Genomic DNA, 19573 nt, shown 5'->3' with positions numbered 1-19573 from the left:
TTTTCATATCCGCCTTTCTAAATATAATCTATCATAGAAGAACTTTTTATCTTCTTAATAAATGCATCTCCAATTTTGTTTAGTAAAATTATATTTATATTGTCTTTATTATTTTTTTTATCAAAAGCTATAGTTTCTAAAATTTTTGACTTGTCAAGATTTTTAACTTCATAAGGAAGTTCATATTTTATAAGCAAATTTTTAATTCTTTCAGCTGAATTTTTCTCAGTTATACCTAAAGCTTCACTTTTTGTTGTAATCAAATACATACCCATAGAAACTGCTTCGCCATGAGTATATTTTTCAAAATTAAAGTATTTTTCTATGGAGTGACCAATGGTGTGACCAAAGTTGAGCATCATTCTATCACCAGTATCTTTTTCATCTTTTTCTACCACAACTTTTTTTATGCTGCAACACGTATAAATAACTTCATCTATATTTGCTAGGAGATCATGATCGTCCTTAAAATTTTCTAATTTACGAAACAAGTCAGCATCTTTTATGGCACCGTATTTTATGACCTCGCCCATGCCGTCATGTAAAAATTTTGTACTTAATGTATTAAGTACATTTGGGTCTATAAACACAGCTTCTGGGTGGTAGAAACTGCCTATTAAATTTTTACCTTTTGGAAGATCCACAGCAACTTTGCCACCAATACTACTATCGATTTGTGCTAGTAGTGATGTTGGAATTTGAATAAAAGGTATTCCTCTTAGTAAAGTAGATGCTGCAAAACCAGTTAAATCACCAATTACACCGCCACCTAAAGCTATTATAATATCGCCTCTTGTTATACCAAAGTCCAATAGCTTATCGTAAACTTCTAATAAGGATTCTACTGATTTACTCCTTTCGCCAGGTTTTAGTACAACAGTTTTAATATTAAAACCACTGTTTTTTAAACTATCTTCTACTACTTTGCCATAAAGTGCATTAACATTTTCATCTGTTATGATTGCAATTTTTTTACCAGTATATATTTTTGCAATTTCATCACCAATTTGATTTATTAATCCTCTTTTAATATAGAGAGGATAGCTTTTATGAGAAAGATTTACTACAATATTATTCATTACTGTTTAGTTCACTCCTCTTTTTACTAGCTGAATCAAAAATTTCTTTTATTTTAATCATGTCTTCATTTTCGATAGCTGTTTTTAAAATTGATAGATTGCTTTGGAATTTATCAATTTGTTCTATTATGTTGTTTTTATTTGAAATAAACAGTTCAGACCAAAGATCTGGATTGATTTCTGCAATTCTTGTGGTGTCTCTAAAGCCCCCACCAATAAATGATTTTTGAGTATTTCCAAAATTGTTACAACTAACTAGAGATACAGCAATAAGATGTGGTAGACCGCTAGTATAAGCGATTATTTTGTCATGAGATTCTGGATCTACTGAAACCACATTTGAGCAACCTATAGTTAATGCAATGTTTTTTATTAAAGCAAGGTTTTCACTCTTGTTTTTTTCAGTTGGAGTAAGTATGTAGTTAGCATTTTTAAATATATCTTTTGAAGCATAAGAAAGACCTTTAGCTTCTCTGCCAGCCATTGGATGGCCTCCAATAAAGTCTAAGTAGTCAGGGAGGCAAGAGGATATTTCACCTACAACCTTGCCTTTAATACCAGAGGTGTCAGTGATTACTGCACCTCTCTTAAAATTTTGTATATTGCTTTTTATAAAATCTATTGCAAGTTCTGGGTATAGAGAAACTATGACTATATCAGAATTTTCTAAAGGAATCTTAGCATCTTTAAAACCATCATCTATAATACCCATATTTTTAGCAGTTTCAATTGTCTTAGCATCTATGTCAACACCCCATAAATTTTTAGGATTAAGCTCCTCCTTAAGAGCCATTGCATAGGAACCCCCTATTAGTCCAAGACCAACGATGGTTATATTAAAGTCCGAGTTCACTTATGTCAAATCTCCATTTGAATTTTTCTATTTCTTTTAATGATGACATTAGGGATTCGAATTTTTTAGGTTTTATAGATTGTTGACCATCACATAATGCATTTGCAGGATCATTGTGTACTTCAATTATAAGACCATCAGCACCAGCGGCAACCGCAGCTTTTGATAATGGTTCAACCATCCACCACATTCCGGCAGCGTGGCTAGGATCAATAATAATAGGTAGGTGACTTTGTCTTTTTATAGCTGGTATAGCACTTAAATCTAAAGTGTTTCTTGTGTAAGTTTCGAAGGTTCTTATACCTCTTTCACATAATATTACATTTTCATTTCCGCCAGCCATGATGTATTCTGCTGACATTAATAATTCTTCAATAGTTGCAGATAGGCCTCTTTTTAAAAGAATTGGTTTATTTGTTTTACCTAGCTCTTTTAAAAGTTCGAAATTTTGCATATTCCTTGCGCCAACTTGAATTAAATCAACATCTTCTACAAAACGTTCAATCATATCAGCAGACATGATTTCAGTAACTATTGGAAGACCTGTTTTTTCTCTTGCAATTTTTAAAAGATCTAATCCTTCTTGTCTTAAACCTTGGAAACTGTAAGGTGAAGTTCTTGGTTTAAAAGCACCACCTCTTAAGAGACCGGCACCAGCCCTCTTAACATCTTCTGCAATTCCAACAATTTGCTCTTCGCTTTCAACAGAGCAAGGTCCAGCTATTACAGTAAAATTTCCTCCTCCAATCTTAATTCCATTAACATCTATTAAACTATCTTCTGGGTGGAATAATCTATTAGCTTTTTTGAAAGGTTCTTGAACCTTTATTACTTTTTCAACAATATTGTATGCAGCAATTTGTTTAGGATCTATGCTGCTAGTATCCCCAATTAGACCCAATATACAGTACTCCTGCCCAAAATCTTCATGAACTATTAGCCCCTTGCCTTCTAATTTTGATTTGAATTCTTCAATTTCATTTTTTGGAACTCCTGATTTAATTACAATTATCATAGTAATTGCCCCCTTATTTTGTATTGTGTTTTAAAGTTAAGATAAATATTATCTGGATTAAGTAGAAAAAAAGAGAAGACCCGTAATGAGTCTTCTCTTTGTTAATCTATACTTTAAAATTAACGTATTTTTAAATGACCTGTAATTCTATTAACTCATCATGAAAGTATCTATTCAATTTTTTTGTGCAAAAGTAATAACCTGCGCTAAAATAGTAGCCCAAGCTAAAGTAAAAACCATATACAACTTTTGAACTTTTCATGATTAAGTTTGACATTACAACTCACCTACTCTTCCTTTTTAATAAATTTTATCAATTAGTAACTTTTTATCCATTATAACAAACTGAATATTTATGTCAATGGGTGAAAGGTTATTCTTATTAAAATAATGAAATAATTATAACATTGTAGTTATTTGCTACTTTAAATTATTAAATTAATATATTCTGCACCTATAAATAAAAAAATATTATGCATAAAATTGACATTCGATATATATCGAAATATAATAAATATATATACTATAAAATTATTTGGAGGCGATACCAATTAAAATTATTGATAATGTAGAAATCATTCATTCAGATGTATTTGATTTTTTGGCAAGTATTTTTAGGCTTAATTGCAATGAAAAATTTTTGAGAAATGATGTGGCTAAGTCAAAAAAATTAAAGTTTAATGAGGATATAATAAATTGGGTGAAAAATACTCGTGAAAAAATACCTGAAGAAATCTATAAAAGGATACGGATGTTTTTTGACTGGGAAACATTTTATGGTATGTGTTTGTTTAAGTTCATTATAGAAAATAAAACAGAGGATATACCAACTTTTTTAAATAATGTTAAGAAAATGACTAGTAGCAAAATTTTATCTTGTTTTATAAGTACAGGTTATAATTTAGAAGAATATGAGAAAGATTCAATTCAGATAACAGAAAAACTAATTACAGATGAGAAAGAGGCAATTGATTTCATTAATAATAAAATTTGTATACCATCAGATAAAAAATGGGAGTTACTGCAATTTTTTATTAATCCAGATAAAATGAAAGATGAATTTTTACAACTTTTAGATTGGTACTATAAAAATGTTTATATTGATATGCCCAAATTTATTAACACCAAATTAGAAAAGTACGAAAAGCTTATAATAAAGAATATAAAAAGATATGGCAAAGAATATGTAAAAATATTAACAAATGGGGATTACGATAGGTTACAACAAAATGTTTTTGGAATATCATATTTTTACGAGGCTGCATCATTAAGGTCATATATGGTGGGTAAAAATACTAGTTACTATTTAATTGGATATAAATATCAAGATTGTTTCCTAGAGGATAAACATTCTATATTATCAAATGTACAGATGTTTAAATCAATTGGAGATGAAACAAGGCTCAATATAATTAAATTGTTAAATGAAAGGCCTTATTATGGAAAAGAGATTGCACAAAAATTAAAACTTTCTAATTCAACCATATCATATCATTTAAATGCACTAACTTATAATAAATTTATAAAAGAATCTAAGGTAGAAAATAGAATATATTACACATTTAATTCAGAGAATATGAAACAAATAATATGTGATGCTATTGATAAAATGCTTGAATGAAGTACATAATGGTTAAAAATTGAGAAGTACGGGTGAAGGGTTTTCACTTATGCTTCGCGGTGAAAAGGCGAAGGGTCGCTAAAGCGAGGTGAAGGGTTTGACAGACGCTTTGCTAGTCAAAGATGATGGGTTTTCCGTGGGAAAAAGCTATGGATGATTTTTCTTCGCTATGCTTCGAAAAATCTTTGAATTTAAATCTATAATCTAAAGTATTTTGTCGTTCATTTTTTTGACCCAAGGTCGTAGTGTTCCATGAATAAATGTTATTGCATATTAAACTCTTGTATAAATACAAGAGGCTACGCCAAAGAGCAAAATCTACGGTTAAAATATATAGTAGAGTTATCTTTAAATACTAAGTCATACAAATTTAAATTCATTATTTTTCCGACATAAGGAGGAAAAATTTCCTTAGCCTTTATGGATTTATACATAAACGCTTCACCTTTTAACGTGCGAAGCAATCGTTAAAACCCTTCACTATTGCTTTACAATTTCTTTATATAATACGAAATAAATTTTTTTAACTATATAGTTCGATAACTATCGAATTCAATAAAGTTCTATAAGAATAATAGGAGGATTAAAATGATTAAAAAATTTAATTTGATTAACAACAAAGATTTCTTATTTTTATGGTTAGGCCACAGTATATCCATATTTGGAGATTCAGTGTATTCTATTGCAGTAATGTGGTATGTAATGCTTGTTACAGGATCTACAGTTCAAATGGGAATATCCTTAATATTTTCGCAAGTACCAATTGTACTTTTAAGTCCAATTGCTGGAGTAATTGCAGATAGATTTAACAGAAAAAAAATACTAATTATATGTGATATAATTAGCGGCATTCTAATAGGAGTTGTTTTTATTTTAAGTTTAAGCGGTTTACTGAAAATTTGGATTATATATGCAATATCATTTTCAATAGCTTCAATAGGAGCATTTTTCTCTCCTTCAATTAATGCGGTGATACCTTCCATAGTAAAAAAAGAAGACTTACCTATTGCAAATTCTATGAATCAATTAACAAGGTTTTCATGTGGAATTGTAGGACCAGCTTTGGCAGGAGTACTAATTGCGGTAACAGGGGTAAAAATATTATTTATAATAAACAGTATTTCATTTATTATATCTTCAATTTTTGAAATTTTTATTAATGTAGCAACGGTTTCCAAAGATAAAGAAAAAACAAACAATAATTTGATAAAAAGTTTTATTGAAGATTTAAAAGAAGGGTTTATATATTGCATTAATACTAAAGTTATATTTTTCTTTATGATTGTTGCAGGAATTATTGTTAATTTTCTTACGGCGCCTTTGGACATATATATACCAATATATTCATCTAAAATATTAAAATCAAATAGCAGTGCATATGGATTACTTATTGCAATTATAGCTGTTGGAGGTATAGCTAGTTCATTAATCTCTCCAATTATAACTAAAAAGATAAAGCATTATTATTTATTAACTATCGGTGTTGCTGGAGAAGGCATCTTTATGATAAGTTTTGCGTTAAGCAAAAACTTAATAACGGCAGCAATATCATTACTTTTATTGGGATGTTCATTTGGAATAACTAATAGTTCATTAAGTATTATTATGCAGACGCTTATACCAAATGAAATTATGGGGAGAGTGAGTAGTGTTTTTGGAATGATAGCAGGAGCAACAGTTCCTCTTGGATATTTCATAGGTGGGATCATATCTAAAATGTATGTGGTTACTTCCATAGTTTTAGCATCTGGAATTATTGTAACAATTGCAGGAATATCCACAATAAAAATTACGAATAAGGAAGTTAATAAAGGGATAATTTAAGCAATAGAATATGATATTTTTATGGTAACGTTTAAAATTATTAAAAAAATATTAAATAAATTTTTTGTATTGACTTTAAAAATAAAAAACAATATACTTAGGTATGTTAATAGTAAACAATATAGATTATTAGGCTACCTAATTAAACTATTTGAGGTATTATAGTGAATGCGGAGGTGAGAGAGTGGAAGAGGATATAAGTTTAACAGCACAAAAACTTTTAAAATCAATAAATGAATTTAGACGTATAAGCAAGCATGGAAGTCCAATTGAAGGACTAACTCATAGTGAGGCAATGCTAGTGTTTTGTATAAAAAAAAATATTAGTTCAGATGAAGCTGGAATTAAAACTTCGGAGCTAAGCCGTGTACTTAAAGTAGCATCACCAACAATAACTCAACAAATTAATAATTTAGAAGCTAGAGGGTATGTTGAGAGAAATGCAGATAAAAACGATAGAAGAGCAGTTAGAATTAAACTAACTGAAGCAGGTGAAGATGTCCTAAGGAAGACTTTTAAGGCATTTAATGAAATGATAGAAGGACTAGTAAGATATTTAGGAAATGAAAGAGGTAATGAGCTAGCTGATTTGTTAGCTGATGCAGTTACTTATTTTAGTGAAATTAAAATGAATAGTTAAAGAACGGAGATGATCATATATGACAAAATTAATTAAGTATTTAAAGCCATTTTTATTTTCAATAGTAATAGTAATAGTATTGTTTTTTATTCAATCATTAGCAGAACTTTATCTACCAACGTTGATGTCCGATATTGTAAATAATGGTATTGCTAAAAGCGATAACACTTATATTTTAAATACAGGGAAAACAATGATTTTGGTAGCCTTAGGTGATGGTATATGTGTTATAATAGCTAATTTTATAGGATCACAAGTTGCAATCAAGTTTGGAAAAAGACTTAGAAGTATGATCTTTACTAAGGCTGAAAATTTTTCTTTACATGAATTTGATAAAGTTGGAACAGCCTCAATGATAACAAGAACAACAAATGATATTGTTCAAGTACAACAACTACTAGTAATGATAATGCGTATGATGATAAGTGCACCACTTATGTGTATTGGAGGTATCATCTTAGCTGCACATAAAGATGCAAAGCTCACACTTATTTTTGCAGTATCACTGCCACTCTTAATTATTGTAATTGGAATTTTTCTTTTAAAAGGATTACCATATTTTACGGCTATACAGAAAAAGCTAGATAAATTAAATCTTGTTACCAGAGAAGGTCTCACAGGTATAAGAGTTATACGTGCTTTTAACAACATAAATAAGGAAAAGAAGAAATTTAATAATGCAAATATAGAGTTAAGGGACACATCACTTACAGTAAATAGAATAATGGCAGGGTTAATGCCATTTATGATGGTAATATTAAATGTTACACAACTTGCAGTTATTTGGTTTGGAGCAATAAGAATTGATAGCGGTAGTCTTCAAGTGGGAGATATGATGGCATTTATTCAATATGCTATGCAGATTATGTTCTCTTTCCTTATGCTAGCAATGATGTTTATCATGATTCCTCGTGCAGAAGCATCTGCTGTTAGAATTAGTGAAGTTTTAGATATGAAGCCAGAAATTGTAGATTCTAAAAACACAAAAAATTCAGGTGCTGAAAGAGGATATATTGAATTTAAAGATGTAACTTTTAGCTATCCAGGTGCAGAACAACCTGCCTTAAACAATATTTCTTTTAGTGCAAAGCCAGGAGAAATTACTGCAATAATTGGAGGAACTGGTTCTGGAAAGTCAACTTTAATTAATTTGATACCACGTTTTTATGATATTGATAGTGGAAGTATATTAGTGGATGGAGTAGATTCAAGAGAGCTTTCACAAAAAGAACTTAGATCAAAAATAGGATTTGTTCCTCAAAAAGCAGTATTATTTACTGGAACTATATCTGATAATATAAAATTTGGAAATAGAGAAGCAAGTAATGATGAAGTAGAACATGCGTCAAAAGTTGCTCAAGCATATGACTTTATTACAGACATGAAAGATGGTTTTGATTCAGTAATAGCCCAAGGAGGAAGTAATGTTTCTGGTGGACAAAAACAACGTTTGTCTATTGCACGTGCATTGGTAAGAAGACCTGAAGTATACGTATTTGATGATAGTTTTTCAGCTCTTGATTTTAAAACTGATGCAAAACTTAGAGCTGCATTAAAGAGTGAAACTAAGCAGTCAACAGTAATTATTGTAGCTCAAAGAATAAGTACAGTTATGGAAGCAGATAGAATTATAGTTTTAGATGAAGGAAGAATAGTAGGAATGGGAACTCATAGAGAACTTTTAAATAGCAATGAAGTGTACAAGGAAATTGCATCTTCACAGCTTTCAGAGGAGGAATTAGCATGAGTGAAAAGAAAAATACCAATCATGGTCCACAAAAGGGTGGACCAATGGGAGGCTTTGGCGCTCCAGTAGAAAAGGCTAAGGATTTTAAGGGAACAATAAAAAAGCTACTATCATATTTTAAACCTAATTTAGTTAAGGTAATACTTGTATTTGTAATGGCCATTTGTAGTACAATTTTTAGTATTGCCGGCCCTAAGATAATGGGAAAAGCAACAACCAAGCTTTATGAAGGTGTTTATGGTAAAATAGCACTTGCAAAATTAAATACACAAAAGGTATCCCTAGAGAAAATTGCAAGTATGAGTAAGACTCCTAATCCTAAGGTTTCGGGTGGACTTGCAGCTATTAAAGCAGGGATAGCAAAGGTTATAAGCGAAACTGGTGGAAAAATAGATTTTACTTATATTGGACATATATTACTAATGGTTATTGGACTATATCTAGTAAGCGCATTATTTACTTTTGTTCAGCAGTATGTTATGGCTGGAATAGCTCAAAACATTGTATATGACATGCGTGAGGATTTGAGTACTAAGCTTAACAAATTACCACTAAAATATTATGACTCTAAAACTCATGGTGAGATACTAAGTCGTGTAACAAATGATATGGATAATATATCAACAACACTTCAGCAAAGTTTGACGCAGCTTGTGTCCTCTGTTGTAACCATACTAGGCGTTATTATTATGATGTTAACAATAAGCCCAATACTGACACTTGTTGCAATAGTAACATTGCCAATTTGCGGTATAGCAACTAGTGGTTTTGCAAAAAAATCACAAAAGTATTTTGCTGGTCAACAAAAGGCAATAGGAGAACTTAATGGTCATGTAGAGGAAATATATACAGGTCACAATATTGTAAGAGTTTTTGGAAGAGAACAAGAATCTATTGAAAAATTTGAGAAAATCAATGATGAATTGTATGAAGTTGGTTGGAAAGCACAGTTTATATCTGGAATTGTAATGCCTGTAATGAATTTTATAAACAATGTTGGGTATGTTGTTATATGCGTAGTTGGTGGAATGTTTGTTATTAAAAAGAAAATCGAAATTGGAGACATTCAAGCATTTATACAATATTCAAAGCAATTTACAATGCCAATAGTTCAGACAGCTAATATAGCAAATATTCTTCAATCAACAGTTGCTTCTGCTGAACGTGTATTTGAGCTATTAGAAGAAGTAGAGGAAATTGCTGAAGACAAACAACCAAAGGTTATTGAATTACCAAAAGGTGAAGTTAAGTTTGAACATGTGAAATTTGGTTATAAGGAAAATGTAACATTAATAGAGGATATGAATCTTGAGGCTAAACCTGGTCAAACAGTGGCTATTGTTGGACCAACAGGTGCAGGAAAAACTACTCTTGTAAACTTGCTTATGCGTTTTTATGAAATAAATGATGGTAGAATTACAGTTGATGGAGTTGATACTAGAGAAATGACTCGTGCAGATCTTCGAGGCATGTTTGGTATGGTGCTACAAGATACATGGTTATTTAATGGAACTATCAGAGACAATATAGCTTATGGAAGAGATAATGCTACAGAAGAAGATATAATTAATGCTGCAAAGGCAGCGCATGCAGATCACTTTATAAGAACTCTTCCAGAAGGTTATGACACTATACTTAATGAAGAAGCATCAAATATATCTCAAGGTCAAAAACAACTTTTAACAATTGCTAGAGCCATACTTGCTAACCCAAGAATACTTATTCTTGATGAGGCTACAAGTAGTGTTGATACTAGAACCGAGATATTTATACAGAAGGCTATGGGAAACTTAATGAAGGGAAGAACAAGTTTTGTTATAGCTCATAGGTTATCCACAATACGTGATGCTGATGTTATTCTTGTTATGAGAAACGGAAGTGTTATTGAACAAGGTAATCATGATGAACTTATGAAGAAAAACGGATTTTATGCAGATCTTTATAATAGCCAATTTTCTGATGGAGAAGATGTAGGCTAGTACAAATTAAAATAGGGAAGTGTCGCACTAAGTAAATGATAGTGCGACACTTCTTTTTGTTTGATTTACAGGAAATCTCTTATTAATTAATTAGTAGTTGTAATTTGACTACTATTAGCAACAGTAGTACTATTAATAGTAGTATTAAACATAGGAGTGATAATAATGCTATCAGATGTAGAATTAATTTTAATTAAATTTATAAAGGATAAACCATATTATGCATATGAACTTGAACGTTTAATTGAAAAAAGACAATTAAGACACTGGGTTAAAATTTCAGGTACAGCTATATATCAAGTACTTGATAGGCTATGTCAAAAGGGTCTTTTAGAATATACTTTCGAAAAAGAAGGAAATATGCCTCAAAGAAAGAGATATCATTTGACTGAAGAAGGTAATAAGCAGTTCTTTGAGTCTACGCGGAAAACAATTGAAAATATTGAAAAATACTATTTTAAACTCAGTATAGGATTATCCTGTAGAAATTTTTTACCTAAAGATGAATTTGATAAGCTTATAGAAAACAGACTTAATAAACTAGAGGAGTTTTTAGATGAGTTCAACACTACCTTTGAAAAGTCAAAGGAACTATATCCAACGAAGCGGCATCTCATAAGAAAGTATTTATTAGCACATTATAAGCTTGAGGAGGAATTTTTAAACAAAATATTATCAGGAGATGAAAAGACAGATGAATAGTTTATCAAATCTAAGAAAGAGTATAGGAGAAAGCTTTCCTGCATTTAAGGAAAATAACTTTAGATACTTTTGGACAGGACAATGTATTTCTCTTCTTGGAACATGGATGCAGAGAACAGCACAGCAGTGGCTTGTGTATACCCTTACTAAGTCGCCCTTACTACTTGGACTACTAGGAGTTGCACAATTTACACCGGTTCTTTTATTTACACTTTTTACAGGAGTGTTTATAGATAGGTTTAATAAAAAGAAAGTCCTTATAATTACACAAAGCAGTCTAATGATACTTGCATTTATACTTGCATTTTTAGTATGGAGTAAGGAAGTTAGATATTGGCAAGTATTATTAATTGCTGTAGTAATGGGGTGTGTAAATGCTTGGGACATGCCTACAAGACAAGCATTTATACCAGAGATGGTAGGCAAGAGAAGTATTGTAAATGCAATAGGTCTTAATTCATCGGTTTTTAATGTTGCTAGAATAGCAGGACCTGCCTTTGCAGGATATATGATGGTGAAGTTTGGAACAGATGTATGCTTTTTTCTCAATGGAGCGAGTTTTATAGCAGTAATATTTGGGATAATTCTTATCAAACCAAAGTACTCACAAAAATCCAAACAAAGAGGAAGTATATTATCAGATGTAAAAGAAGGATTAAAGCATATAAAGTCAAATAAGATAATTTTAGCTACAGTGCTATCAGTGTTTGCAGTTGGGACTTTCTCTATGAACTCAGATGTTATTATTCCATCCTTTGCAACAGTAGTCTTACATGAAGGGGCAGCAGGATACAGCTTTCTACTTTCCATAATGGGAGTAGGTTCTTTTATAGCGGCAATATCAGTTGCAACTAGGGCAAAAAAGGGGCCTAGTAAGAAGATGTTATTTGGAAGTTCTGTTCTAGTGTGCATATTTCAAATATTACTGCTGTTTACTCATTCTTATGGCTTATCAGGTATAATGCTTGCAATAGTAGGATTTTTTACAGTAGCATTTTCCGCATCAGCCAATTCAACTATTCAAATTAATACTAGTGATGAATATAGAGGAAGAGTTATGAGTGTATATACTTTAGCTAATATGGGAACTACACCTTTTGGAAACTTATTTGCAGGTGCAATAACAGAAAAATTTAATCCTAATGTAGGTTTCTTTGGCTGCGGGTTTGTAGCATTAATTTGTATGATGCCAATACTAGTGATGGTAAAGAATACATCATTTGCAAAGAAAAAAGATTAATTTATTATAAAGCGATTCTATAAATTCTGAATGGCTTTATAATAGTTTTTTGGAGAAAGTTCAAACATTTTCTTAAAGGCACGAACAAAGCTTGAGTAGTCACCAAAACCACATTCTAGATATACTGTTGATATTTGAGCACCATTTCTTATAAGTGACACTGCATAAAGTAATCTTTTTTGTTGAATGTAATTATGAAGTGTAAATCCGGTTTGCTCCTTAAATTTATGCATTAGGTAATATTTGTTTATATAGAAGGTTGAAGATATCTTCTCAATGGATAATTCACCATTTAAGTTATTTCCGATATATTCTATTATCTCAACTATATGTTTATCGTATTCAACATCAATCTCATAATCGTCAATTTTATTTTTTAGAAATAGTCTGTTCATATAAACCATCAATTGAATCAATACTGAGTTCCTTAAAATATCGCTTCCAAAATCATGATTATTATTTTCAGTTTCAAGTGTCTGTAAAAGTATTTTTAACCTATTTATATTGTGTATATCTAGTCGCAATAAATTATGTTTTTTTTCCGAAGCAATCTTAAAGCATGTAAGTAATTCTGTATTCGCTGTATTATAGCTATTTAAAAATTTTTTGTTTATCCATATTATTATTCTTTCGTATTGATTATCAGGGCTTACAATAGGTCTATGAACCTCATTGGTATTTACAAAAATAATGTCCCAAGGTTTTAATTTATATGATTTTCCTTCAATTAAGTAATTTACTGTACCAGAAATAAATATTATAATTTTATTAAAATCATGATAATGAGATTCAAATTTCATATTCTTTTTATCTTTTAAATGAAAATATTTAAAATTTTCATTTAGATAACCTTTTTTAATCTTTAATATAGCTTCTTCATTCAAAATTTATCACCAACTTGTAGTTTATATAGTTTTATAATATATGACTTTGTAAAATGCATCAAGAAATTTTGTAAAGTTTAAATATTACGAAATAAGAAATTGTTGACAATGAATTGTTATTTTTAGTATTATACTTATATAAAGTAAGCACGTATAATTGGCAAATTAGATTTTAATTAATAGTAGAGGAGTTAATGATATGGGATATTCAAATTTTCATGAACTAATAAATGCAAGAAAATCGGCAAATAATTTTATTGAAGGTGTTGAAATAACAGAAAGTGAACTTAATGAAATATTTAGCGAGGTTATTCTAGGACCTTCATGTTTTAATCTACAACATACTAAATATCTTGTTATAAAGGATAAAGGAATGAAGGAAGTTTTTAGAGATAAAGCATGTCCACAATACAAGGTACATACTGCATCAGCTGCAATTATAGTACTTGGTAACAAAAAAGCGTATAAAGATACTGAAAGAATATACGAACCAATGAAAGTGCTAGGTATGTTAGATGAAATATCATATAGTAGAACTGTACAGGACATATACAATATGTATGAAGGCAGAGGAGAGAGTTTTACTAGAGATGAGGCTATAAGGAATGCTTCACTATCAGCTATGATGTTTATGCTTGCTGCGAAGGATAAAGGATGGGATACTTGTCCTATGATTGGGTTCAACATTAACGAGACAAAAAAACTATTTCATATAGAAGATGACTATGAGCCAGCACTTCTTATAACAATCGGGAAAGAAGATCCTAATAATATAAGACTAAGAGGATATAGAAAACCAGTTTCAGAGTTTGTTAAGTATATCTAAGTCTTTGATTTGTGGTAAAATAGTAGGTAGAAGTGAAAGTTCATAGTAGTGAGAAAGTTGGAAACAAAGACTAAAGAATTTTATCATAGCTAAAGCTATATAAAAAGATTAAAGAAAGCCTTCGGCTAGATGGAAGAATTGACGAGGCTAAAGCCGTCAAAGGTGAGAGAAGTTGCTTACGCATCCGGGAAAGGAAGATTTTCCTCCTACGTCAGAAAAATCATGAATTTAAATTTATAGGTCTTAATATCTAGAGACAACTCTACAATATGTCTTAACCGTAGGTTTTGTTTTTAGGCGTAGCCTTAGGTGTTCATATTATGGTTAATCATGTAATAAATACATATACATTGAGTACCACCACCTTAGGTCAAAAATGAATGGCAATATACTTTAGATTATATATTTTAAGTTCAAAGATTTTTCCCACGCATAGCGTAGAAAAATCATCATAAACCTTTTGCTGCAAGCAAATTCTCTCACCATTAACGGCCTTACCGTTAATTCTTCCATCTTGCCACTCAGGCAATCTTTCACCTTTTTACTCATGCAGTAGAGGAAAAATCTTTAACCAGTTGCCTCGCAATTTCTTTATATTAAGAATTAATATTATTTTATTTAATACTGTTAAGGACGGTTAATATTTTATGGATATAAAAGGTAACGAAGAAATTAACATTCTTGTTGTAGATGATGAAGAAAGTATAGTTGAATTTATAAAAATGGGATTAGAGGCTGAAGGGTATAGAGTTTACACTGCCTACGATGGAGAAGAAGCTATAACGGTAGCTATGGAGTTAAGACCTCATTTGATAATATTGGATATAATGTTACCAGGAAGAAATGGGTATGAAATATGTAGAGAACTAAAAGAAAACATTGAAACGTCAGTAATTATGCTTACTGCTAAAGGTGATATTGATGATAGAGTAAAGGGGCTAAATTTAGGTGCTGATGACTATATGATAAAACCTTTTAGCTTCAAAGAATTACTAGCTAGAATAAATGCTAGACTTAGAAATAATTATATATGTAAAAGCACTAAATTAAATATAGGAAAGTTCGCTATAGATGATGGGGCACATGAGATATATTTTGAAAATAAAATCTTACAATTGTCTCCTACGGAATATAATTTACTTAAGTACCTAATTGTAAATAACGGTTTAGTTCTTAGTAAAAATATTATATTGGAAAAGGTTTGGGGTTGTGACTTTGAAGGTGATGAAAACATTGTAGAAGTTTACGTAAGGTATTTAAGAGATAAACTGTGTGATAAAGAACATGAAATTATTAAAACCGTTAGAGGTGTTGGCTACAAACTAGTGATTAATTGATTAAAGTATTAAGAAGGTGACATTCGTCACCTTTAAGTAACTCTCTTTTTAAATATAAAATGTACATTTCTTTTTTATGTTGCTAAAATTAATAAAACTTCTTTTTATCTAGCAAATCGTATACGCCAACTAGCGCTTCACCAAACCGTTGATAATGAACAACCTCTCTGGCCCACAAAAATTTTAAAACGTCTTTTACATCATAGTCATCTGTAAGATCTATTAGATGCTCATAAGTTATTTTAGCCTTTTGTTCAGCGGCAAGATCTTCATGTAAATCTGCAACTGGGTTACCTAAAGTTGCAATGTAAGTGGCAGTCCAAGGAACTCCATTAGCATCTGTTGGAAAAGGAGAATTATCATGCTGTACATAATTAGCACCAAGTCCTGCTGCTGCTAATTCGTCAGGAGTAGCTCCTTTTAGCAACTGATATATCATAGCGCAAATAATTTCAACATGAGCTAATTCCTCGGTACCAATGTCTGTAAGAAGTCCTTTAGTTTTACCAGTTGGCATAGTATAACGTTGATTTAAATATCTTAAAGCGGCTCCAAGCTCTCCATCAGGTCCACCATATTGAGCTACTAAAAATTTTGCCATTTTTAAATCTTTGTTTTTTATTTTAACTGGATATTCAAGTTTTTTGTCATAATTCCACATAGCAATCCTCCTATTCTCCAATTTCCCAAGGCCAAGGCTCATCCACCCATGCCCATGGATGTTTACTCTCAGATCCTCCAAAATTTGTTTGAGGACCATATTTCGATTCGTAAAGATCTATAGCAGCAATCAATCTTCTTGTTATAGTATTATAATCATCTAATGCTCTTTTATTACCAGGGTGATTATCTAAATACAAATTTAAATCCACAGCAGCAAATTTAAGCTGATGAATTTTTGTTATTAGCTCTTTTTTAGGTAAATCATTATAAGTTTTCTCCATTTTACATCCTCCAATTATTAACTAAATTCTTGGGTAAGTTACATCCAGATTAGGAAATACTGTGCCTCTCTTAAAAGCTACATCAAGTGGAAGCAAACCTATAAACGGCTGATCTGGGATATATGCTCTAGCAAGGACCATGTTTGATGGTTTGGCTTGCATGTGATCAGAATGTTTTCTATTATGAGAATTGGAATCTTCATACATTATTAAACTTCACCTCTTATTTTTTAACTTACAATAATATGATATTCATGAATAAATTATTCGTGTTATATATGATTTAAATATGTTGACAATAATGATTCTATATGATAATTTATAGATAATTAGATTGTATAAAATTCAATTGATACAAATTAAATATATTTATATGTTTTGTAAATACTAAATAAAATATTTCAAAAAATATAAAATTTAATATTGCATTTGTTTTCCAGAAGGAATATAATAATCTTAAAGATAATTATTATTAATTAATAATGATTATAAAGAAATGAATTAAAGAAAGTTGTTCTATAAATTATCATCGGGTTAAGGAATGGTGGTGTATGTTATGAAAGAAGAAAAACAAATTGATCTTGTAATAATAGGTGCAGGTGCAGCAGGGCTGACAGCTTCAATATATGCTGTAAGATCTAAACTAGATACGATAGTTCTTGAGGATGAATTAGTGGGTGGACAAATAAAAAATAGTTATAGCGTAGAAAATTTTCCTGGGTTTGATTTTATATCAGGAGATGAACTTGCTAGTAAATTTGAAAACCATGCTTTAAAACTTGGAGTAAATATAAACGAATTTGGTTATATTAAATCTGTAAATTTAACAGACCATGAGAAAATTATTGAAACTGAAGATGTAATTTACAAAGCTAAATCGGTTATTATTGCTACTGGAGCAAAGCCAAGAGAACTTCCAATTGAGGAGGAAAAAGCTTTGCATGGTAAGGTAATTCATTATTGTGAACTTTGTGATGGAGCCTTATATGATGGTAAGGACATTGTAGTAGTAGGCGGAGGAAATTCAGCAATTGAAGCAGCTACTTATCTTACAAGATATGCTAAGAAACTTACTATAGTACATCAGCTAGATACACTTCAAGCTGAAAAAGCAAATCAAGAGGAACTGTTTAAACATGAAAATGTAGATATTATTTGGAATAGTGAAATTAGGCATGTAGTTGGAGATAAGAATATAGAGAAAATATTAATAGAGAATGTTAAAACTGGAGAACAAAGTGAAATACATTCAGATGGAATATTTGTTTATATAGGTTATGTACCTAAAACAGATTTGTTTAAAGATTATATTAATATAAACAAATGGGGTTATATTGAAGCAAATGAGAATATGGAGACAAATATAAAAGGTGTTTTCGCAGCTGGAGATGTAAGAAACAAGCAGATAAGACAACTTACCACAGCTGTAAGCGACGGGACTATAGCAGCTTTAAATGCTGAAAAATATATTGTAGAATTAAACAAAAATAACGGAGGTAGATAATTATGATAAAAATTTATTCAACACCAACTTGCTCATGGTGCAAAAAAACAAAGGAATATTTAAAATCAAAAAATATAGAATATGTTGATGTAAATGTAGCTGATGATATGGAAGGCAGAGAAGAAATGTTTAAATTGTCTGAGCAATCAGCAGTGCCAGTAATAAATATAGATGGAAACATTGTATTGGGTTTTGATAAGGCTAAAATAGATAAATTAATTCAAAAATAATGGTATGGGTAATGAGAAATTTTAATGAAAGGTGTAATGAGAGCACCTTACGTATTTCAACTATGGTATAAATGGGAGGTTATTTTTATGGAAAGATTAGTAGGAAAATTAGCACCAGATTTTAAATTAAATGCAGTTAAAGGTGATGGAAGTGGTTTTACTGAAGTAAAATTAGGAGATTATAAGGGAAAATGGTTAGTTTTCTTTTTCTATCCTTTAGATTTTACATTTGTTTGCCCAACAGAAATAACTGGATTTAGTAAGAGAATCGATGATTTTAAGGCATTAAATGCAGATGTTTTAGCTGCTAGTTGTGATAGTCAATATTCACACGAAGCTTGGATAAATAAAAGTAAAGAAGATGGTGGATTAGGTAAGATTAATTTTCCTATCGCATCAGATAAAACTTATGAAGTAAGCAAGAAATATGGAATCCATATTGAGGAAGAGGGAATAGCTCTTAGAGGATTGTTTATAATAGATCCTGAAGGAGTACTTAAATATTCCGTTGTACATGATTTAAATGTTGGTAGAAGTGTGGATGAAACATTGAGAGTATTAAAGGCTTTACAATCCGGTGGTATGTGTGCAGTAGATTGGCAGGATGGAGATGCAAATCTTTAATAAAGTTTTTAAGTAATATGAAGAAATTGCGAAGTAAAGACTAAAGAATTTTATCATAGCTAAAGCTAGATAAAAAGATTAAAGAAAGCCTTCGGCTAGATGAAAGAATTGACAGGGCTAAAGCCGTCAAAGGTGAGAGAAGTTACTTACGTAACAGGCAAAAGATGAATTTCAGCTAAGTTCAAGGATTTTTCGTAGCATAGCGTAGAAAAATCATCCTAGTCCTTTTGCTGAAAGCAAATTCTCTCACCATTAACGGTATCATCGTTAATTCTTTAATCTTGCCACTCTGGCAATCTTTCACCTTTTTACTCACGCAGTAGAGTAAAAATCTTTAACCAACTTGATTCGCAATTTCACACTATTATGAATAAATTTCGTTTATTTTTATAATGTATATAACAAAATAATATGAGGTAGGAGGAGTTAATATGAAAAAATATGTTTGTGTAGTATGTGGATATATTTATGATCCTGAGGACGGAGACCCAGATAATGGGGTGGATCCAGGAACTGCCTTTGAA

The 19573-nt window shown here is 30.6% G+C and carries 20 protein-coding genes; 13 read left to right on the top strand and 7 right to left on the bottom strand.

Going from position 1 to position 19573, the window contains the following annotated elements; all coding sequences use genetic code 11:
• Nucleotides 1-17: 17 nt before the first annotated feature.
• The 3 genes from aroB to aroF are packed head-to-tail and all read right to left on the bottom strand — an operon-like array spanning nucleotide 18 to nucleotide 2947.
• Nucleotides 18-1079, bottom strand: a complete 1062-nt coding sequence (gene aroB / locus B8978_RS15710) for a 3-dehydroquinate synthase (RefSeq protein ID WP_084117199.1) — start codon at nucleotides 1077-1079, stop codon at nucleotides 18-20.
• Entirely contained in the window at nucleotides 1072-1872 is an 801-nt protein-coding gene (locus B8978_RS15705) for a prephenate dehydrogenase (RefSeq protein ID WP_084117197.1), read from the bottom strand. Before B8978_RS15705 ends, aroB begins: the two co-directional genes overlap by 8 nt.
• A 43-nt stretch (nucleotides 1873-1915) precedes the next feature.
• The gene (gene aroF / locus B8978_RS15700; RefSeq protein ID WP_084117195.1) at nucleotides 1916-2947 is read right to left on the bottom strand and encodes a 3-deoxy-7-phosphoheptulonate synthase; all 1032 of its coding nucleotides are present in this window, start codon (nucleotides 2945-2947) and stop codon (nucleotides 1916-1918) included.
• A 535-nt stretch (nucleotides 2948-3482) separates the two neighbouring features.
• Here aroF and B8978_RS15695 point away from each other — a divergent pair.
• The 7 genes from B8978_RS15695 (at nucleotide 3483) to B8978_RS15665 (ending at nucleotide 12700) form a co-directional block, all read left to right on the top strand.
• The gene (locus B8978_RS15695) at nucleotides 3483-4568 is read left to right on the top strand and encodes an ArsR/SmtB family transcription factor (RefSeq protein WP_207651896.1); all 1086 of its coding nucleotides are present in this window, start codon (nucleotides 3483-3485) and stop codon (nucleotides 4566-4568) included.
• Between the two features lie 588 nt (nucleotides 4569-5156).
• On the top strand, nucleotides 5157-6392 hold the full coding sequence (locus B8978_RS15690) for an MFS transporter (RefSeq protein ID WP_084117191.1): 1236 nt from the start codon (nucleotides 5157-5159) through the stop codon (nucleotides 6390-6392).
• Between the two features lie 184 nt (nucleotides 6393-6576).
• Nucleotides 6577-7032, top strand: a complete 456-nt coding sequence (locus B8978_RS15685; protein ID WP_084117189.1) for a MarR family winged helix-turn-helix transcriptional regulator — start codon at nucleotides 6577-6579, stop codon at nucleotides 7030-7032.
• Between the two features lie 19 nt (nucleotides 7033-7051).
• Nucleotides 7052-8779: an ABC transporter ATP-binding protein gene (locus B8978_RS15680; protein WP_084117187.1), complete on the top strand. Its 1728-nt coding sequence runs from the start codon at nucleotides 7052-7054 to the stop codon at nucleotides 8777-8779.
• Nucleotides 8776-10758 carry an ABC transporter ATP-binding protein gene (locus tag B8978_RS15675; RefSeq protein ID WP_084117185.1) on the top strand — a complete coding sequence of 661 codons (1983 nt, stop codon included), beginning with the start codon at nucleotides 8776-8778 and terminating at the stop codon, nucleotides 10756-10758. The genes B8978_RS15680 and B8978_RS15675 overlap by 4 nt, the downstream gene beginning before the upstream one ends.
• Before the next feature lie 165 nt (nucleotides 10759-10923).
• Nucleotides 10924-11460: a PadR family transcriptional regulator gene (locus tag B8978_RS15670; protein WP_084117183.1), complete on the top strand. Its 537-nt coding sequence runs from the start codon at nucleotides 10924-10926 to the stop codon at nucleotides 11458-11460.
• Nucleotides 11453-12700: an MFS transporter gene (locus B8978_RS15665; RefSeq protein ID WP_084117182.1), complete on the top strand. Its 1248-nt coding sequence runs from the start codon at nucleotides 11453-11455 to the stop codon at nucleotides 12698-12700. The genes B8978_RS15670 and B8978_RS15665 overlap by 8 nt, the downstream gene beginning before the upstream one ends.
• Nucleotides 12701-12717: 17 nt before the next feature.
• Here the strand turns inward: B8978_RS15665 and B8978_RS15660 are convergent, their stop codons facing one another.
• Nucleotides 12718-13584, bottom strand: coding sequence for an AraC family transcriptional regulator (locus B8978_RS15660; RefSeq protein ID WP_084117180.1), 867 nt, complete (start codon nucleotides 13582-13584; stop codon nucleotides 12718-12720).
• A gap of 199 nt (nucleotides 13585-13783) precedes the next feature.
• On the opposite strand from B8978_RS15660, the gene B8978_RS15655 reads away from it, so the two are divergent.
• A complete protein-coding gene (locus B8978_RS15655; protein WP_084117178.1) occupies nucleotides 13784-14410 on the top strand; it encodes a nitroreductase family protein in 627 nt (208 codons plus the stop codon).
• A 647-nt stretch (nucleotides 14411-15057) separates the two neighbouring features.
• Nucleotides 15058-15747 carry a response regulator transcription factor gene (locus tag B8978_RS15650; protein WP_084117176.1) on the top strand — a complete coding sequence of 230 codons (690 nt, stop codon included), beginning with the start codon at nucleotides 15058-15060 and terminating at the stop codon, nucleotides 15745-15747.
• Between the two features lie 88 nt (nucleotides 15748-15835).
• Here the strand turns inward: B8978_RS15650 and B8978_RS15645 are convergent, their stop codons facing one another.
• From B8978_RS15645 to B8978_RS15635, 3 genes are read right to left on the bottom strand one after another with little or no spacing between them, the layout of a single operon-like run.
• Nucleotides 15836-16408: a manganese catalase family protein gene (locus B8978_RS15645; RefSeq protein ID WP_084117174.1), complete on the bottom strand. Its 573-nt coding sequence runs from the start codon at nucleotides 16406-16408 to the stop codon at nucleotides 15836-15838.
• A 10-nt stretch (nucleotides 16409-16418) separates the two neighbouring features.
• Nucleotides 16419-16691 carry a spore coat protein CotJB gene (locus B8978_RS15640; RefSeq protein WP_084117172.1) on the bottom strand — a complete coding sequence of 91 codons (273 nt, stop codon included), beginning with the start codon at nucleotides 16689-16691 and terminating at the stop codon, nucleotides 16419-16421.
• Between the two features lie 21 nt (nucleotides 16692-16712).
• Nucleotides 16713-16898, bottom strand: a complete 186-nt coding sequence (locus tag B8978_RS15635; RefSeq protein WP_084117170.1) for a spore coat associated protein CotJA — start codon at nucleotides 16896-16898, stop codon at nucleotides 16713-16715.
• Between the two features lie 349 nt (nucleotides 16899-17247).
• On the opposite strand from B8978_RS15635, the gene B8978_RS15630 reads away from it, so the two are divergent.
• The 4 genes from B8978_RS15630 to B8978_RS15615 all read left to right on the top strand — a co-directional run.
• On the top strand, nucleotides 17248-18195 hold the full coding sequence (locus tag B8978_RS15630; protein ID WP_084117168.1) for an NAD(P)/FAD-dependent oxidoreductase: 948 nt from the start codon (nucleotides 17248-17250) through the stop codon (nucleotides 18193-18195).
• Between the two features lie 2 nt (nucleotides 18196-18197).
• Nucleotides 18198-18425 carry a glutaredoxin domain-containing protein gene (locus B8978_RS15625; protein ID WP_084117167.1) on the top strand — a complete coding sequence of 76 codons (228 nt, stop codon included), beginning with the start codon at nucleotides 18198-18200 and terminating at the stop codon, nucleotides 18423-18425.
• Between the two features lie 87 nt (nucleotides 18426-18512).
• Nucleotides 18513-19049 (top strand): peroxiredoxin, encoded by a 537-nt coding sequence (locus B8978_RS15620; protein ID WP_084117165.1) that lies wholly within the window; start codon nucleotides 18513-18515, stop codon nucleotides 19047-19049.
• A 431-nt stretch (nucleotides 19050-19480) separates the two neighbouring features.
• A partial coding sequence (locus tag B8978_RS15615) for a rubredoxin (RefSeq protein WP_139796068.1) occupies nucleotides 19481-19573 on the top strand: 93 nt, incomplete at its 3' end.

Source organism: Clostridium acidisoli DSM 12555 (assembly GCF_900176305.1).
Lineage (GTDB): Bacteria > Bacillota > Clostridia > Clostridiales > Clostridiaceae > Clostridium_I > Clostridium_I acidisoli.
This window is presented reverse-complemented; position numbering and strand designations above follow the sequence as displayed.

Coding starts and splice junctions, on each gene's coding strand:
- aroB (WP_084117199.1), bottom strand. CDS start 1,079: ATGAATAATATTGTAGTAAATCTTTCTCATAAAAGCTATCCTCTCTAT.
- B8978_RS15705 (WP_084117197.1), bottom strand. CDS start 1,872: ATGGCTCTTAAGGAGGAGCTTAATCCTAAAAATTTATGGGGTGTTGAC.
- aroF (WP_084117195.1), bottom strand. CDS start 2,947: ATGATAATTGTAATTAAATCAGGAGTTCCAAAAAATGAAATTGAAGAA.
- B8978_RS15690 (WP_084117191.1), top strand. CDS start 5,157: ATGATTAAAAAATTTAATTTGATTAACAACAAAGATTTCTTATTTTTA.
- B8978_RS15680 (WP_084117187.1), top strand. CDS start 7,052: ATGACAAAATTAATTAAGTATTTAAAGCCATTTTTATTTTCAATAGTA.
- B8978_RS15675 (WP_084117185.1), top strand. CDS start 8,776: ATGAGTGAAAAGAAAAATACCAATCATGGTCCACAAAAGGGTGGACCA.
- B8978_RS15670 (WP_084117183.1), top strand. CDS start 10,924: ATGCTATCAGATGTAGAATTAATTTTAATTAAATTTATAAAGGATAAA.
- B8978_RS15665 (WP_084117182.1), top strand. CDS start 11,453: ATGAATAGTTTATCAAATCTAAGAAAGAGTATAGGAGAAAGCTTTCCT.
- B8978_RS15655 (WP_084117178.1), top strand. CDS start 13,784: ATGGGATATTCAAATTTTCATGAACTAATAAATGCAAGAAAATCGGCA.
- B8978_RS15650 (WP_084117176.1), top strand. CDS start 15,058: ATGGATATAAAAGGTAACGAAGAAATTAACATTCTTGTTGTAGATGAT.
- B8978_RS15645 (WP_084117174.1), bottom strand. CDS start 16,408: ATGTGGAATTATGACAAAAAACTTGAATATCCAGTTAAAATAAAAAAC.
- B8978_RS15640 (WP_084117172.1), bottom strand. CDS start 16,691: ATGGAGAAAACTTATAATGATTTACCTAAAAAAGAGCTAATAACAAAA.
- B8978_RS15635 (WP_084117170.1), bottom strand. CDS start 16,898: ATGTATGAAGATTCCAATTCTCATAATAGAAAACATTCTGATCACATG.
- B8978_RS15630 (WP_084117168.1), top strand. CDS start 17,248: ATGAAAGAAGAAAAACAAATTGATCTTGTAATAATAGGTGCAGGTGCA.
- B8978_RS15625 (WP_084117167.1), top strand. CDS start 18,198: ATGATAAAAATTTATTCAACACCAACTTGCTCATGGTGCAAAAAAACA.
- B8978_RS15620 (WP_084117165.1), top strand. CDS start 18,513: ATGGAAAGATTAGTAGGAAAATTAGCACCAGATTTTAAATTAAATGCA.